Source organism: Segetibacter koreensis DSM 18137 (genome assembly GCF_000374045.1).
Taxonomy (GTDB): Bacteria; Bacteroidota; Bacteroidia; order Chitinophagales; family Chitinophagaceae; genus Segetibacter; species Segetibacter koreensis.
The window spans coordinates 25,346-41,535 of record NZ_KB893327.1 but is presented as its reverse complement, the minus strand read 5'-3'; the positions used below and the strand labels follow the sequence as shown (position 1 = coordinate 41,535).

16 protein-coding genes are annotated in these 16,190 nt (G+C 37.5%); 4 read left to right on the top strand and 12 right to left on the bottom strand.

Annotated elements, in window-relative coordinates:
* Positions 1-28 precede the first annotated feature (28 nt).
* From B154_RS0113260 to B154_RS0113240, 5 genes are all read right to left on the bottom strand, one after another.
* Positions 29-943: a GlxA family transcriptional regulator gene (locus B154_RS0113260; protein WP_018614741.1), complete on the bottom strand. Its 915-nt coding sequence runs from the start codon at positions 941-943 to the stop codon at positions 29-31.
* A gap of 30 nt (positions 944-973) precedes the next feature.
* On the bottom strand, positions 974-1,333 hold the full coding sequence (locus B154_RS0113255; RefSeq protein ID WP_018614740.1) for a hypothetical protein: 360 nt from the start codon (positions 1,331-1,333) through the stop codon (positions 974-976).
* 198 nt (positions 1,334-1,531) lie between these two features.
* Positions 1,532-2,713 (bottom strand): DJ-1/PfpI family protein, encoded by a 1,182-nt coding sequence (locus B154_RS0113250; protein ID WP_018614739.1) that lies wholly within the window; start codon positions 2,711-2,713, stop codon positions 1,532-1,534.
* A gap of 970 nt (positions 2,714-3,683) precedes the next feature.
* Complete coding sequence (locus B154_RS0113245; protein WP_281166866.1) at positions 3,684-3,947, bottom strand: amidohydrolase family protein; 264 nt, start codon at positions 3,945-3,947, stop codon at positions 3,684-3,686.
* Positions 3,948-4,412: 465 nt separating this feature from the next.
* Entirely contained in the window at positions 4,413-6,860 is a 2,448-nt protein-coding gene (locus tag B154_RS0113240; RefSeq protein WP_018614737.1) for a TonB-dependent receptor, read from the bottom strand.
* Positions 6,861-7,167: 307 nt separating this feature from the next.
* Here B154_RS0113240 and B154_RS0113235 point away from each other — a divergent pair, with 307 nt between their 5' ends.
* The 4 genes from B154_RS0113235 to B154_RS33715 all read left to right on the top strand — a co-directional run bounded on the left by B154_RS0113235 (position 7,168) and on the right by B154_RS33715 (position 9,935).
* Positions 7,168-7,503, top strand: coding sequence for a hypothetical protein (locus B154_RS0113235; protein WP_018614736.1), 336 nt, complete (start codon positions 7,168-7,170; stop codon positions 7,501-7,503).
* 751 nt (positions 7,504-8,254) lie between these two features.
* Positions 8,255-8,776 (top strand): type VI secretion system tube protein Hcp, encoded by a 522-nt coding sequence (locus tag B154_RS0113230; RefSeq protein ID WP_018614735.1) that lies wholly within the window; start codon positions 8,255-8,257, stop codon positions 8,774-8,776.
* Between the two features lie 46 nt (positions 8,777-8,822).
* Positions 8,823-9,635 (top strand): T9SS type A sorting domain-containing protein, encoded by an 813-nt coding sequence (locus B154_RS0113225; protein WP_018614734.1) that lies wholly within the window; start codon positions 8,823-8,825, stop codon positions 9,633-9,635.
* 66 nt (positions 9,636-9,701) lie between these two features.
* Positions 9,702-9,935 (top strand): transglutaminase domain-containing protein, encoded by a 234-nt coding sequence (locus B154_RS33715; protein ID WP_071595291.1) that lies wholly within the window; start codon positions 9,702-9,704, stop codon positions 9,933-9,935.
* A gap of 727 nt (positions 9,936-10,662) precedes the next feature.
* Here the strand turns inward: B154_RS33715 and B154_RS0113215 are convergent.
* The 7 genes from B154_RS0113215 to B154_RS0113185 all read right to left on the bottom strand — a co-directional run bounded on the left by B154_RS0113215 (position 10,663) and on the right by B154_RS0113185 (position 16,087).
* Positions 10,663-11,730: a chemotaxis protein CheB gene (locus B154_RS0113215; RefSeq protein ID WP_018614733.1), complete on the bottom strand. Its 1,068-nt coding sequence runs from the start codon at positions 11,728-11,730 to the stop codon at positions 10,663-10,665.
* A gap of 568 nt (positions 11,731-12,298) precedes the next feature.
* Positions 12,299-13,378 (bottom strand): formylglycine-generating enzyme family protein, encoded by a 1,080-nt coding sequence (locus B154_RS0113210; RefSeq protein ID WP_018614732.1) that lies wholly within the window; start codon positions 13,376-13,378, stop codon positions 12,299-12,301.
* Positions 13,379-13,460: 82 nt separating this feature from the next.
* Positions 13,461-14,444 carry a sterol desaturase family protein gene (locus tag B154_RS0113205; RefSeq protein WP_018614731.1) on the bottom strand — a complete coding sequence of 328 codons (984 nt, stop codon included), beginning with the start codon at positions 14,442-14,444 and terminating at the stop codon, positions 13,461-13,463.
* A 21-nt stretch (positions 14,445-14,465) separates the two neighbouring features.
* Entirely contained in the window at positions 14,466-14,636 is a 171-nt protein-coding gene (locus B154_RS32765) for a hypothetical protein (protein WP_018614730.1), read from the bottom strand.
* Between the two features lie 3 nt (positions 14,637-14,639).
* Complete coding sequence (locus B154_RS32370) at positions 14,640-14,804, bottom strand: hypothetical protein (protein ID WP_018614729.1); 165 nt, start codon at positions 14,802-14,804, stop codon at positions 14,640-14,642.
* A gap of 366 nt (positions 14,805-15,170) precedes the next feature.
* Positions 15,171-15,812 carry a hypothetical protein gene (locus B154_RS0113190; RefSeq protein WP_018614728.1) on the bottom strand — a complete coding sequence of 214 codons (642 nt, stop codon included), beginning with the start codon at positions 15,810-15,812 and terminating at the stop codon, positions 15,171-15,173.
* A gap of 41 nt (positions 15,813-15,853) precedes the next feature.
* Positions 15,854-16,087 carry a hypothetical protein gene (locus tag B154_RS0113185; RefSeq protein ID WP_018614727.1) on the bottom strand — a complete coding sequence of 78 codons (234 nt, stop codon included), beginning with the start codon at positions 16,085-16,087 and terminating at the stop codon, positions 15,854-15,856.
* Positions 16,088-16,190: the final 103 nt, after the last annotated feature.

The window sequence follows — 16,190 nt, the reverse complement described above, 5'->3', positions numbered from 1 at the left end:
TTTAGTTGAAGCTCTCGATTTGTACTTGTTATTTTTTCAAAATTCTATGTAATTGCCTTTCTGTTTTAAATCCGCACTTTGAAGCAATGTATTCAATGGTATATTCGGGATTATTTAGCATTGTATTGGCGAACTCCTTGCGTAATTGTGTATGGTATTCTAACACCGTAGAGCCAGTCGTTTCTTTGAAAACCCTGCTAAGATTTCTGGCGCTCATACCAACCATTGCAGCAAGATCTTCTATGGTGTTTTCTTTGGATAGGTTGTCAATAAGATAATCCTGCACCTGGTGTATTTGCGGATTAATGTGATTTCTATAATCTAAATAGATGCTCTGCTGCTTATGCCTTCCACTGCGCCTATGATAAACAACCAGTTCCCTTGCAACCTTATGGGTAAAAAGAGGTCCTTTAATATTTTCAAGGATACCTAACGCCAAATCAATTCCGGCACTAATGCCCGCACTTGTATAAACGTTATTGCTTTTTATATATAAAATATCAGCAACTACCTTGGCGTCAGGGAATTGTTGTTGTAAGGCTTTCACTCTTTTCCAATGAGTGGTACATTCTGTGTTCTTCAACAAGCCGGCTTCACCCAGAGCAAAAGCACCGTTGCAAATGGAACAAACTGTTATTCCCTTTTCCGAACACTCCCTTAGCCATTTAAAGAATAGCCGTTCTGCTCTGAAAGAAATACTATTAACGTACTCCCAATTCATCCCTGGTATAAAAACATAGTCTCCCTCCTTTAGCTGCGCATGTTTATAATCCCGGGTTTTATCAAATCCCAGTCCTGATGTAGATGTTGGTTCGTCGCTGTAGGTGTAAAACTTTATTTCGGCATCAAGTCCATACGACTTAGCTTCTGTAAATACCTGCACTGGTCCTGCAAGATCAAGAAGTTCAACGTTTGGCGGTATTATGAATGCTAATGTTATCATCGCTGAAGGTTGGTATGGGTAAATAGTAGTTTATCTAAGTCCTTCAATTTCTGATTTTGAAAATAACTTTCTAAACGCGAAATGATATATTTCAGTTTGATTATCTCTAACAGGGTATGCGTTAATAAAAAGCCATCCCTCCTTGCCCATAAAGTTCAAAGCGTCAATAATCGTATTGAATTTCTTTAATCTGCCATCATAGGTTTTAAGCCTGGTGTCTCTCCAAAAACTTTTCTCTTCGCCAAAGTCGATGTCGATAGTGACCTTGTTGCTTAAAAGCCTGGGAGTTGCGATAACCTGACAATACTGTTCAATTTTTGAGGTGTCGGCCTGGCCGAATGAGGAGTAGGACAAGAATAAAAACAGCCCTATGTAAATTGATTTTTTCATTTTTATTATTTTAATAGATTTATAATAGTGTAAAGTTAAAGTGTAAAAGAAGGTTTTAAAGGACAGTTAGATGTCAAAAACGGACATCGGCTAAGAGCGTTTATTAATTGCGCTTGGGAATTGTTTGGACTTCTAAAAACAAGAAAAAGTAAACGCTCAAAAGCAAATCAACTGAGAGCCTGAAGAGATACAAATAAATTAATTATAGTCCAGGGTCAACTTGACACAGTTCTTGAAATTAGTTCCATACATAGTTGCAATACGTTCAAGACAAGTTTCTATTGGATATAGCTTTCGCTCTGCACCGTATTTTACTATGCTTGCGTTTATAAAAAGATTTTGTTCTGACGTATTAAATGATTTTGGATCTAGCACATGAACTTCATTTACTTGGTCTTTGTCTAAATCTCCTGTTGGATAAAGGGTTAATCCATACTTTGATGTTATGTTTTTTCCACCTACGGAATAGGAGTTTATAGATTTTGGGAAAGTTCGCATGTAGGTATCCAGGACACTCGCTAATTGAAACTCATTCAAGCTATCCGAAAGTAACACACCAAGTCTGTAGTTTTTTCTAAATAACATCTTTGATACTATTTTTATAACCGCACCTTTGTTAACAGCCAAGCTTTGGTGCTCAACCTTAATATCGGCATGAGGATATGCTACTTCATAAAGCACAGACTGCATTGTTTGTTCTCCAAACACCCTCTTGATTACCGTAAGGCTTCCTTCAGTAGCATTGGAAACTCCGGCGGTACTAAATAAATTTCCGCTTTGGGTAACACTTATATTTCGCACCCAACCGGCTTTGGGAAATAGTTTTTGCAGTGTTTTATAGTCAGTAGCATGGGTAGTTATTGGTTTGCCATCGTATAATCCTGTGGCCGCCGCTGTTGCTGATCCATCGCAGATAGAGAGGATTATATTACTGCCGGTATAATGCCGCTTAATCCAATTTACAGTAGATGATTTTGGAGGGGTCATTAGATGCACAGTCACATTTGGAATAACAATGACGTCGGGAGTGATGTGCAGTGAATCTATTTCTGAAAAAGAGTAATGAGGAAGAATGAAAAGGCTGTTTACCAAGAGGATGGGCGCTTTTTTCTCCGACACTACATACACGTTGGCTTTTTTAGTAGCATTAAACAAATAAAAGGGAGCCATGAGGTCAAACATTTCTGTACCATCATTATCTGCAATGATGATAACTGTCTTTTTTGCGCTGTCAAAGGCAGGCTTTGACCCTGATAAGTCACTGCCTTTATAGACTTTTAATTTTTGCGAAAAGACTTGCGGAAGAGCAAAGTAGAGAACTACACTAATAACTACGAATACTGTAAATAGGGTCAAAAGTACTTTTTTAATCTTTTTCATAATCTTAATTGTTTGTTTTGGTGATGTAAAGTTGTTACTGATTAAAATGTTTTTTAGGACGATAGTGTGTCAGAAACGGACAAATACGTTTGGTGGGGTTTTTAGAACTGATTGAAGCAGCTTTATCACGTTAAAAAATAAGGCGCATTGTTAGTGCACCTTATTTTAGAACGTTTTGGGTTCATTTGCGTTACCCTTCCAATAGTTACGTCAATACTGCCGGGTTATCATTAACCTTTACCGCACGAGCAGCTTCCACATGTACATACTTCACATGTACAGTTCGGATTACCACAGGTCTTACTTGTCTGGATGTGGCTTGTTAAGCCCATAAACTTTATCATAATTTTTTATTTTGATTTATAACTCAAAAGTAGATTCATAGCCACCCTTTTCTGTTACACAATTATTGATAAGATTTGCAAGATTTTGAGGTTACATCTTCCGTTTAAGAACTCTTGCACCAATTTCTATTTAAGTCTATCTTGTAGGTCGTGTTGTTGGGATACAAGAGATTTCTATCTTGATGATAGACTTACGTTTTACTGCACCTATGGTCATTATGAACGCCGCATTTCGACTTTCTTTGTATCTCCCCGAAGCCGCATCAGGTAGGATAAGCGGCTAGTGTATGGATTGAGACGACAGGAATGGAAGTGGCTACCGGAAATGCAACAGCACTTAAGTTGAATATCGGAATTGTTCTATAAAGTGCGCCGTTCTGAGTCGTTACCAATATCACTCGTAGCTCTTATAGTAATACTTTTGATAAACCTATCATTTATATTGTCTTAGTACCAGCGAAAGAAACTAGTTTTTCTGGTCTCGTAAACATTTGTTTTCGTAATGAGCAAGCTCAAGGATGACAAAAAATCTTGTATTGAACCTTGCCTTCTTAAAAAAGAGAACCTGCGCATAGCAGCAGCAAAGTCGTGAATAGTAATGCTGATGATCTCTCTGCCCTAGTAACTTACCGGTATACAATCTTGCCATCAATCATCGTTAGCACACTTGTAGTTGCAGGCAATTGTTGAATCGGTATAGTAAATATATCCTGTGACAATACGGCTAGGTTTGCCAGCATTCCTTTTCTTAGCATCCCTTTGTCCTTTTTTTTAAATTCGGCAAATGCGTTTGTTTTTGTATACGCAATTACTGCCTGTTCCCTGGTTATATTTTCATTTGCATTTGGCCAAACAACTACAGCCAACATTGAATATTGCCAACGCCACACCTGATAGCAATGCTTTGACGTTGTATGCCATACCGACTTTGCAAAGTTGACATAATGATGTCACTCTAAGTCTGTTCCATTAAATTGATATTGCCGCTTATGACGTAAAGATGTCGTAAAGGTAACGTAGCACTGTAAAAGTGTGTTTTATAGTTTAGTCTCGTATTAAAAACATTTTATTATGGGCAAAGAGAATTTAGCTCCAAACATTAAAACATCGAGAAAAAGAAAAGGTTTTCTCAAGAAGAAATAGCAGGTAATTCCGGTTTAAGTTTGCGAACCATTCAAAGGATAGAAAATTGGCGAGATCATTCCGCATGGGGATTTATTGAGAAAATTGATACATGCACTTGGGTAAGCCGTGATGATATCTTAGAATGGCCAACTTTCATAATACTTCGAAGTTAGCAGCAATTTTGAAGTATTTACGAAATCTTACTGCTAAAAAGATATGCAGAAATTTTTTTAGTTTTTTCCTGTGTTACTAATAATAACACGTTTATAAATCAGGTCTCCTTTTGTTGTTAACCCAGTTATTGTAATTGTATAATTTGTAACATTATCGCCTGTATAAAAATTTACATCCGCTGCTCCATTTGCATCTGTTGGCACATTTCCCTTCCAGTAAAGGGTTGTACGTGGATCTGCAATTAAAGTATTCTTCACTTCCTTGTTTGAATAGTCGGGCATTTCAAAATCTGGACTAACATGATAGGTTACCGGGTTAAATAGCCGTAATTTACTTCTGCTGAAGTCCGTTTTACCACCATGCCTTGTATTGATCGAGATAACACCGCTTCCACCCCGCATACCATAAATGCTTGCTTCGGCGCCTCTCAGCACTTCTATAAAATCTATATCGGCAGGATTTAAAGCGTTTAAATAGTCTAACACACTTCGATTATCTGAGTGTGTTAGCGAAACTTCAGATCCATCCACGATAATCAATGGACGCCCAATGTTTCCGCGAAGGTCATTACTTGGTCCAAAGATGGAAATATCTCCAAATGACAACGATACTCCCGGAACCAAAAGGATCGCATTACCAAGGGCATTATAACCACCATACCTGAATTTGTCGCTTGTGAGAATTTGAGAAACCGGGTTTATACGCTTTGATGCATCGTAATTTAATTCTTCTTTTTTTATTGTTTTTACCGTTACCGGTGCAAGCCAGCCTTTGCACTGGAAAGTCATTGCTGTATCAACACGATACTTTTGTAATAAAGCGAGAGCGTTCCTGCTATAACCAATAAATTGTTGTTTTAGAGAGGATGGCGTTGAAAAATTTGGATACTGAAAAGTTTCTATTTTTATGCTGTCTCCCGTTGGCACCTGGTGTTTATCAGCTACCTGTAAAGAAAGTTGCAAACTGTCAAACCCCTGCGGCATTGATAAATTAAATAAACCATCTTTTTTTGTTGTATCAACATCTATAAAAAAATCCCGGGAGTTTCTTGCTATTGCCGTAACAATGCGATCACTAATACCATTGTTGTTCCTATTTGCTATTTTCCCTATTAAGTTTTTAAGCTTTTTGTTATCGTCGTAATCCTGGCTTTCTCTATTTATACTTTTGCCCGACGGCTGCTGGAAACTTGCTTTTCTTGTTGCCAACAAAAGATCGATATCATCAGCAGAATATTTTGTATGGTATCGGTGCAGCCAGTTATTGAGAAGAAATGTATCGAAAGGAGGTGGTGTATTTGCGTCGATGCTGTCTGAAATTTGGGCAATCCCTGCATCCTCTACTGCAACGTTTATTACAGATGCAACAGGCTTCCCGTTTGGTCCGCTAACCTTAATATGAAGATTTACAGGTGCTCTTTTTGAATATTGCTCTTTGTCGGGCTTAATTTCCACTGAAACATTTTCTTTAGGTATGTATATTTTTCGTTCACTCACCAGGTTTTTATTCTCATCAAACAATAATAACCGGGCAATGCCACCAGGCAAACGATCAATTGGTATGGTAAGCCCAAAGTTGCCCGTACCAACGGCTGCATAATACAAGCTGTCGCGCTGTACCGCTAAAAGAGTAGTTTGAGTATTAGGCGGTACCGAGTCTTCAAGTGTTACAATAGCTTTTACTGTTTTTTCAGTTTGATTAACAACAGAAAGTTGAATAGCCTTTTTATCAACATCTAGCAGTTGATATTTAATGTTTTGACCATTTAAATGGAAAACAGCGGTGTATGGTTCTCCAGGAGCATTTACAAAAGTCAGGCGCGCAAGTCCCAGGCTATTGGTGTTGAAGGTGGTGATTATAGAATCTTTACTGTTTACAAGTTCACCTTTTACTGACAAGGGATTTTGATAAGAATCTTTAATCTCAATTACACCCGTTGAAATAATCCCCTGAAGAGCCGTCAGTCTTTCAGCGAAAAAGTGAATGTTTGGACCCGAAGTAGTGTTCTTTTCCAATCGTTTTTTAAACTGTTTTTCGTACGAGCTTTCATCGTGGAGTTGTTTATTTAAAATAAATACCGGATGAAGAAGAATGCCGTCGCCGTTACGTTCCAAATTCCTCGCCGTATAACATCTTATCCAATAAAAACCTGTTGGGATGGATGCAGGCAACTTAAAAGCACCCTTTGTATGCAAACTTTTATTATCCAACACAACTTGCTCTATTGTGCTATCCCGTTCATTAACAAGATCTGCAAACAAATTTTTTGTTGTTAAATCAAGTTTTCCGCTGTTCGCGTCTACTATGTAAGTCGTAAACCATATTTTTTCCCCAGCTATGTAAATGTTCCTGGTATTTAAGAGCACAATGTTTTTATCGTTACTTATTTGTCTAAATTTTGTAAAAAGTTCACTTACAGAATTAGTTGCAGGGGTTTGTGCAAATGTTACTGCAGATGTAAGCAATAGATAAAATAAAAGGCTGGAACCAAATTTAATAGGCAAGCTGTACGATTAAGTTATAAGTAAAATAAGTATTATACAATTTAAATAAAAATTTTTGTAATTAGCGCAAATAAAAGAGGGAAAATAATTTATAATAACGAGTATTGTCAAGATGGTGATGGTTACAACCAGGTTAATGATAATCTAAAGAAGGTTTTTAAATAAGAGGATCACACTTTTATTATGTTGACGGAAGAATCTGGTTTGAGCTTTTTACCTTTAGTAAACCACCGTTGTTTGGCATCAAATATTTGAAAAATGAGGAAAGATTAAATACACCGAAGAGCAGAAAAAAGAATCGAAAAATATGATTAGATATTGGTTAAAAAGGAATTCAAATTATCGCATTATTCTTTTTGCATTAACTACATCCATTGTAATTAGCTGTAACAACAAAATTTATGTTTCTGAGTATAGTGATTACAATAGTGTTGACAAAAATTATCTTCAGACATTTGACAACGATTCACTTAAATTTTCTATCGATTTGTGGGGGAGAAATGATTTGCAACAATTTGGTGCCCAGAAGAAGTATACAATACCAAAGTATTGTACAGGTATCTTAAAGACGATGGGAATACGTAAAAAAGCAAAATTGTTGCTGTATTTAAAACCGGGCATTCAGCTTCAATTAATGGTGTAAACTCATATACGCATCTTTGTATTGTATGTGATTAACCGCTACTCCTCTGATAGACAATAACTCTTCCAAATCACGGTAACTAAGGCTAGACCTTAATTTAAAATATACAGCTTGTAAAATAATCTACCTACAGAGACAATCACCCTTAAACATCCAGCACACTTAGTCCTTTAACAAATCAATCAATTGTACACGCGACAGAACTCGCATACTAACCGCTACACAAAAAGCTAACAAGGAAGCAAGTTTAGAGGGCATTTTTGATTTAAACCCGATCGTTCTGGACTTAATAGCATGTGTCCCTAATGATCTTTAACAATTCTATTGCATTTCTTGATAACAAGACGTAACTTCGTTGAAGCTTAAAAGAACATACCACCTATTCAGCCTAACACCAGGGATTAACGATTAATCTTTTCTACAATGGGTGATGGAATTAATACGCGGCTTTGCTTCCATAGAAACGATTTTCTCTATACCTGAAAAACCTACTTTTCAAACCTAGTTTCACGATTAGGGATTATATTTTTAGGCAAAAGGTCCAATTACAAAAAAACCTTTTGCCATGCTATTTATTTCAATAGTACTTTTTTTCTTTACTATGTGGCTGCTTTTTGAACCAAAGAATTGTCGCAGCTAACCAAGATTGGACAATTTTAGCAAAAACACTGTTGTAATTAGGGGTAAAATTTGATATTGAAGTCCTGCTTTTTTACATAAAACGTCATTTATTATTTTAAAAATAAACGCTATGAGGAAATTTATCTATTCACTCTTTCCTGTGGCATTATTGTTTAGCTGCGGTGAAGTATTTACACAAACATCAGTTGTAATGAAAGCATTTATTGGAACTACGAAATTAAATGGCGGCTCTACTGTGCCTGGGCATTTTAATGAGATTGATGTCTTTGCTAATTCCTCGGGGCAAGTTCTATGCGCCGAATGTTCTAAACCAAATTTCCAGAGTTTCGCTTTTATGATATCCCTTAGTTCTGCTACTATATCTTTTAGGAAATTACTGCTTACCGGAACAAAGCTAAAATCGGTAGATGTTGTTTCTATAAAAGGAGGAACAACTCCACTCGAGTACTATAAGATACACATGGATAGTGTTACTGTGGAAAGTATTCAGGAGTCTGCCTCAAGTGAAATCCCAACCTTTTCAGTTTCTTTGGTTCCTCAGCGAATGGCCTGGCAACAGATTACCGATGCCACCCATAAGACATCATTTGGCTGGGATATTATTAATAACGTAGAATGGCGTTATTATTAATAACCGAGACCCCAGTCGATTCATTCGTGATAAAAAAATCAGGAAGATGAGAAAATGTTTGCTCCTGTATGTTCTGCTGATTGCCAGTTTTGCAAAAACCTCTTTTGCACAACTGCTCGGTGTACAAAAAAACCGCTTGTTGCAGATCCCAACGGTACATATAACACGCGTTTCAACCATCTTTGTGCCTGTACATATTGACCTTCTTAAACCCATTGTTGTTTCACTCGATCATAAAGTCCCCGCGAATTTGCAACAGGTCGCATGCGACCACTTAAAAAAATTTGAAGCAACATTGATACTAAAAGCAGAACGGACAGACCAGTTAACTGCAAGTCTGCAGTGGGAAACAAAATACGCGTTTTATACAACAGGTTTTGATATTGAAAGGTCGTTAGGGGATTCACTTCATTTTGTACCCGTAAATTTTGCGGCAGCTTCTAAAGCAGCCAGTTTTAAAATTAATTATCATTTGCCCGACATTAATGAATACCGCTCCCTATCGTTTTACCGGATTAAACAACGCAATAGCGACACAAGTTTTACTTATTCAAATATTGTTTCCATAAAAGGATACGAGCCTGTTCCTATCAAAGTGTATCCCATTCCTATTAAAATATATCCCATTCCTGCGACACAGCGGATACGGATAGAGGTGGCTCCAAAGCAAAGCGGTAATGCTGTAATAATGGTCTACGACGTTGCAGGCAAATTAGTGCTGACCGAATCTACCGCTTGTACGGAAAGAGCGCTGGCTGTAGAAAGCATTGATATAAGCAAGTTTGCTAGTGGTCTTTACCAGTTGAAGATATTACTGCCTAATAAAACTTTTCTAGCTGGCAAATTTATTAAGAAGTAAGTAATATAATATGTTTTTCGGATTCTATTGCACGCCCTGTTATAAGAATTAAGAGCTATAAAAACCGTGGGCGGCTCAACAAATTCTCAAACTTCCGCTTATGATACTATAGCAGAATTAACTGGTGTTTGCAGGGATTTTGCGCACTTGGGCATAGCATTGTGTCGCGCCTTGACAATTCCTGCCCGTTACTTTACCGGGTTTGCATATAAGTTAAATCCCCTGATTTTCACGCATGCTTTGAAGCTTTTCTTGGTAATGAATGGATTCTGTTCGATGCTACAAAGTTGGTTCCTCTAAATGGCATTGTTAAGATAGCTACGGGACGAGATGCTGCTGATACTGCTGTCGCAAATCTTTTTGGGAACGTCTTGTTCAAGGAGATGAGTGTTTCATGCAACGCAATCGATACTGATTTGATTCCATTTTTTTATGAACCTTCTAAACTAAAGGGTATTTCATACCAATAACTAAACCTCCCGGTTTTGTGCGAATGTTGAATACTTCTACTCCAAGATTTTATTAGTTTGTATCAATACTACTTTACTACTGCCAACAGTAATGTCGCCCTGAATTGCCCTCCCTGCGAAAAGAAATCAGAAAGTGATGAAAACTTTCCAGATGAGGAGTCCACTCACTATACTAATGCATAGGTACCGAGGTGTTTGGCCTAATCGAATCTAAGCTACCTTTTGGAATTGAAAACAAGGATCATCCAATTTCGCCAACGGCTTTCTTTGATGCTAGCCAAAGTTTGTTCCATTTCTTCTGCATTTGTTCGATGACGATCTATCCTTGACTAAGATACATAGGCGGAAAAAATAAATTTAGATTTTATGCCGTTAGTAACAAAAGAGATAGAAAAAAAGCAAGCACTAGCTTTGTGTTGTGCACTTAGTTTATTCTGTAAATTGCTAAGGAGAGCACAAATAGAGTAATTGTTAAAAAAGCCGGCCAGCATTAATGATTACAAGAGATAGTGAATTACCGGCTTGAACCTACGCTTTTCATGTAAACCTTTGCCGGACTATTTATTTTTAATTTTATTTTTTTTATTTGCTTGTTTAAAAGCCTTTTCCTGGTAACGAATGTCTTCACTGTATAATTCTTGCTTAAAAACAGAATCATGAATAATGCGCGCTCGGCGGGATGCATCTTCTGCCTTTTCAGCAAATATTTCCGCTTGCTCTTTGTATCCTAACTGTTTAAGATGTTTTTCTATATTTTTCAAAAGCATGTTGATTTCTTCCATGCCGCACATGCCCATCCAAAGCATTTCTTCTACAGACTCTGTTACATCAGCCAAAAGTGCACTGGCGGTAAAAGCATGTCCGGTATGGCACCTGAATCGGATAATACTTCCATCCACCAATCGGACAAGGCAGCCATGACATTCAGGGCAGGTAAAGGGGGTAAGTTCGCCCATATTTATAATTCCCATTTCAAAAGCATTATCATTTGTAGCGATAATTACTTCCATCTTCAGCAGTTTCATTTCATCACTGCTCAGCTTTATTTTTTTCTGTGCTTTTTCGGTAATCAGGTTTTCCAGCAACCTTCCCCTTTCGGCAGCTGCAACAGTGTAATCAACCTCAACATATTCCAGAACATTTTTAGGCATTTGTGGGTACTCTGCATCTTCCGGTTGCTGAATAATTGTTGTTCCTCCCAGCCTCTTAATTGACCAAAGTCCCGATGTGCCATCATCCAATAAACCAGATAAAACTATTCCAACCACACGTGGACCATAAACATAAGCTGCTGACCGAAACAGTGCATCAATAGAAGGGCGGAATCGATTTTCCTTCGGACCTTTTTTAACGACCACTTTTCCATTTTCAAGCAGCAAATGATGGTCATTAGCCGCTACATAAATTATCCCTGGTTTAATTTCTTCACCATCCCTCGGTTGCACTGCTTGAAGGGGGCCTGATTTTGTAAGTATCAATGCCAATCTTGTTTCCGAGAAAGGAGGTATATGGAGAACGACAAAAACTGACCCCGTAAAATCAACTGGCAAATACTTTACAAATGACCTTAAGGCATTTACACCTCCTGCTGAAGCGCCTACAACTATAATGTCTTTCTTTGCCATAATACAATATGAATGTAAGCTTTTTGTTGCAGTATTCGGTCATGGAAGAATGTATATTTTTATGGTCATTATTACATAACAATCAGCTCCTAATGAAGAACATGACTCAATATCCTTTTTATTAGTTGAGGTGGAATACATCATTATAAATAGCAAGTGCCAAGATTAGCCTCCCAAGATTATCATCACGACAGATGTATTACACCCTCTTCCGAAATGATTTCACACTTGACATCAACAACCCGAAAGAACCGAAAATAGTTTGCATGGGAAATAATCCACAAAAGCAAAGGTGTATGGAGTACTACAATCCACAGTGAAAAGTATAACCATATTGGTAACCGATTGCTTATTTTTTTTGCTATCGGTAACAAAAAGAGTAGCAGCTTTTTAAAACACATTATTAGTGCCACTACCTCAGAACTGTTTGTGGGAAGGAATAAAGGTGCCTATAGTTGAATATGTTGCGCTTCATCTCTTCTGAAACTTACCATCCATTATTACCCCATCCGTTTTACGGTTAAATCCAGTTAAAAGTATGAGTTTTTTCAAATTCAATTCAAAGAGCTTATAAGTTTTTAATAGCACTTACTTTTACACACCTGAAACCAAGATTATTACTTGCACTGCTGATTTCGCCTTTGCCCCTACTACCCGCCCTATATCGTATGCAGTATTGGTCACTGCAAAGGAATGAACCACCTCGTTGCACACGTTTTACTGTTCCGGGTTCGTCTGGATCGAAGCTGTCAGAGGGACCTTTAGGATTTTTGCTAACACTGTTTTTGTAGTAATCCGGTCTGTAATAATCTTCGCACCATTCCCATACGTTGCCATCCATGTCGTATAATCCAAAGCCATTTGGGGCGAATGATTTGACAGGAGCTACTGTTTTGTACCCATCTTCAATAGTATTAGCCTCCGGGAAACTTCCCTGGAAAATGTTTGCTACCCACTTTCCTTTGGGCTTTAATTCATTACCCCAGTAATATTTTGAATTGTTTTTTCCTGCCCTTGCGGCAAACTCCCACTCTGCTTCTGTTGGCAATCTTTTGCCTGCCCATTTTGCGTAAGCGGCTGCATCTACATAACTGACTTGTGTTACCGGCTCGTTCTCATGTCCTTTTATTGTACTTCCAGGTCCCTGAGGATGTTTCCAATCAGCGCCGGAAATATATTGCCACCATTGCAAAGGGTCATCTAAAGAAACTTTGTGATCAGGAGGTGTAAAGACCGCAGAACCGGGAGCAAGTTTTTCGGCAGGAACACCGGGATAATCTGCAGGATTTAAAGGACGCTCTGAAACCGTAAGATAACCTGTAGCCATTACAAATTTTTCAAATTGTGCATTGGTTACTTCGTGTTCGTCCATATAAAAACCGTCAACAGTAACAGCATGTATAGGTTTGGCATCAGGGAAATCATCGGCACCCATTTGAAATGTTCCTCCTGCAATCCAAACCATCTCATCTTTGGTTTGTGCTGATTTGTTTTCCCTATTAGCAACAGATGCAAATGCTGCTAAGCGTGAAGTAGCCCTGCAGGAAATACAATCTTTTTTAGAAGATGCAAGCAAAGTATTGTCACCTTTTTGATTACACCCAGCTAAAAAAGAAATGAAAATCAAATAAATAGTCAATCTAATCATTTTATATAGTTCTAAACCACAATGGCATTAAGGACATAAAATATCACAAGTCTTCTTGCGTCTTCGAGGTTCCAATACATGGTTATTTTTTTATTTCCTCATTTACCGCTAACGGAACGACCTCGAAAACAAAATCTTCTTCGTCTGCTTGAACAGAATCTCCATTTAATTGTTCTGTCTCAAAAGCAGGAACGGGGTACACATCTTCCCTAACTATGGGACCACCTGCTGCAAGTTCGCTTCCGGGAACTTTTGATTTAAGAATTGGCCACAATAACTGGGCATACCACTGGTCGCCTTCGTAGTGAGATATACCGTAAGATTTTGGATATTGACGGGTAATTAACGCAGTGCCAAAAATAACATCCCAAATAAAAAACATGTTGCCAAAATTCCCTTTATAATAACCAATGCCATCATCAGTTGTATCAGCGTGGTGTGCATGATGGGTGGCGGGTGTAGAGATAGTTCTTTCTAAAACCCAGGCGATAGGATGAAGAAATTTATACTTATAAAAAGATTTATCCCAGGGAATGCTAGAATGTGCCGATAAAGTAATCAAAGATTTAATACCCTTTACAAACAACGCAGGATAACCAAGCCCTACAAAAACCAATATGGTAGTAAGGTATGTTTGAGAAAAGAAAATGGTGTAAATAATATTCTGCCTACTTGCCATCGCCATACCCATGTAGTTAGCTGAGTGATGCGTACGATGAAAGCGCCACAACCAAGGAAGTTGATGGTGAAGGCGATGATACCAATATTGGGTAAGGTCGTCATAGATAGCAATGATAAAAGCGCCCCATGCAAATGGAATCCACAATAAAGCATCTTTGTAGGCCGGTAAAATAACAGGCAGCATCTTTAGCCCGAAATACCCAACTACGGGAGGAACTAAAAGTTTTGAAGAAGCATAACAAGCAATGTCAGTAAACATTTCATTTCTATTCCACTTCTTCTCGTAAAGTCCAAACGAGAACTCAAAAATGCCTAAGATAAAAGTAATGGCAACAAAACCCCAGCCATTTAAATTGACAAAAATACTTTCGATAAACTTAATCATAGTAATAGTTATTTTAAAAGATTAATTCCTGATTTTATATCCAACTGTTGATGGTTTCGTTTTGTTAAGCCATGGTTTTTGCCCGGTGAAATAAAAAGTGGCAAACATGAGCAGTACGGGCAATGCATAAATCAAAAGGCTTAGTAATGCATTTTTTAAAATCTGTTGCTTGGTAGCAGGGTCCATTTTCATAAATTATCTTTTTACGGTGTTAGTTACTGAAGTGGTATCTACCTGGTTAGCATTTATCAATTTTAAACTGAGCTTTATTCCTCCCATTAGTATCAGGAAAGGAATAATAACAAGCAGAATTCCTAATAAAATCTTTTTAGTAAGTAGAGTAATATCTGATAAAGTCATTGATAATATGATTTAAATCTTTTAAGGATGTTTTTTGTTTAAACAATTATTCTCATCAAAACGATAGTACTAAAACGATGAGGAGGAAATAAATTTTTTTACAGTAATGAGGAGCGGAAAGTGCTTCAATTAACAGCAACCTTTACAACAACAGTTCATAACAAATCGATTGTTATAAATATTTTCGCTTCTGGTATTGTTGATAATTGCAGCCTTCATTGAATGATATTTTGAAAAGGAGTGGCTCTTTCTTCAACACGATTTACGCTTTGAGATTGTTTTACAAATATATTTTAAAATATTAGTCCACCAAATTTATAGACTGATAAAATTAAATCTTTTTCTTCCTTTTTTCTTTTTAGTTTTTTATTTCGTCTTGTCTTTTTTCAACCCATTCACAACTTGCGACTCATTAGCAGCAACAGATTTATCGAGATTTAAAAACCCATAGCGACGGTTGTATTCTTGACCGGTAGTAATAATCCAATTAATGAAATCAAGACTGTTTTTGCTAATTGTGTTTTTATTGAAAACAACATTTACGTTATCATGAGGAATGACCGTGTTGTCCGTAGTACTAAAATAATTAAGAACATCATCAAGCGTTGCATAAATATTCTCGTCAGCGTCTATTGTTCCGTTTTCATTCAAGTCTATCGGCACGATAGCAATACCGTCTGCAACTTTACGTGTTTGAAGGTTGTAAACAAGCCCAAGGTTATTGTAAGAAATTCCGTTTACATCTTGTCTTAACGCAGCCGATAAAGCCCTGTCATCGCCACTTACGAATATGCCAGAAACATCTGTCTGACTTCCGGTAACGTTTTCTGCAAACGACCTCGAGGCACAAACATTTTTATCACGTTTGTAGACAACGACAGGATAGCTAAAAAGGCTTTTTTCCTTTTTCTCGTCACGGTTGAAATAAGCCTTTTTCAAATCGTTTTGCGTAAATCCTTTTTTCTGCAAAAGCTGCAAATCTGTTCTTTTATTGTTTACAATTGGCAATTGAGCGTACCTGTTTACAGCTACAATTGCCTGACCATCCTTCAGTTCTCCCGGTCTGAAGCATGTGCCGCAATTATTAAATCTGCACTATCTGCCGGTACCGATTTGCTTAGTTGAAATTGCACATTCGGATGCGTTTGCCTATATACCTCAATCCATTTTTGCACGATTTCAAATGGAAATCTTGTCCCTGTAATTCTTATCACATCTTTTGTTTGTGCTCGGGAAGTAAGCAGCATAGCGCTACATGCAGTTAACAAAAAGAAACGTTTCATAAGTATTTTCGTTTAATAGAACTTTTTCATTTTTATTTTTTTGGTACCAACATTTGTTCTTTAATGAATCATCGTTGCGTCGCATTCCGTTCATCGGCAAATC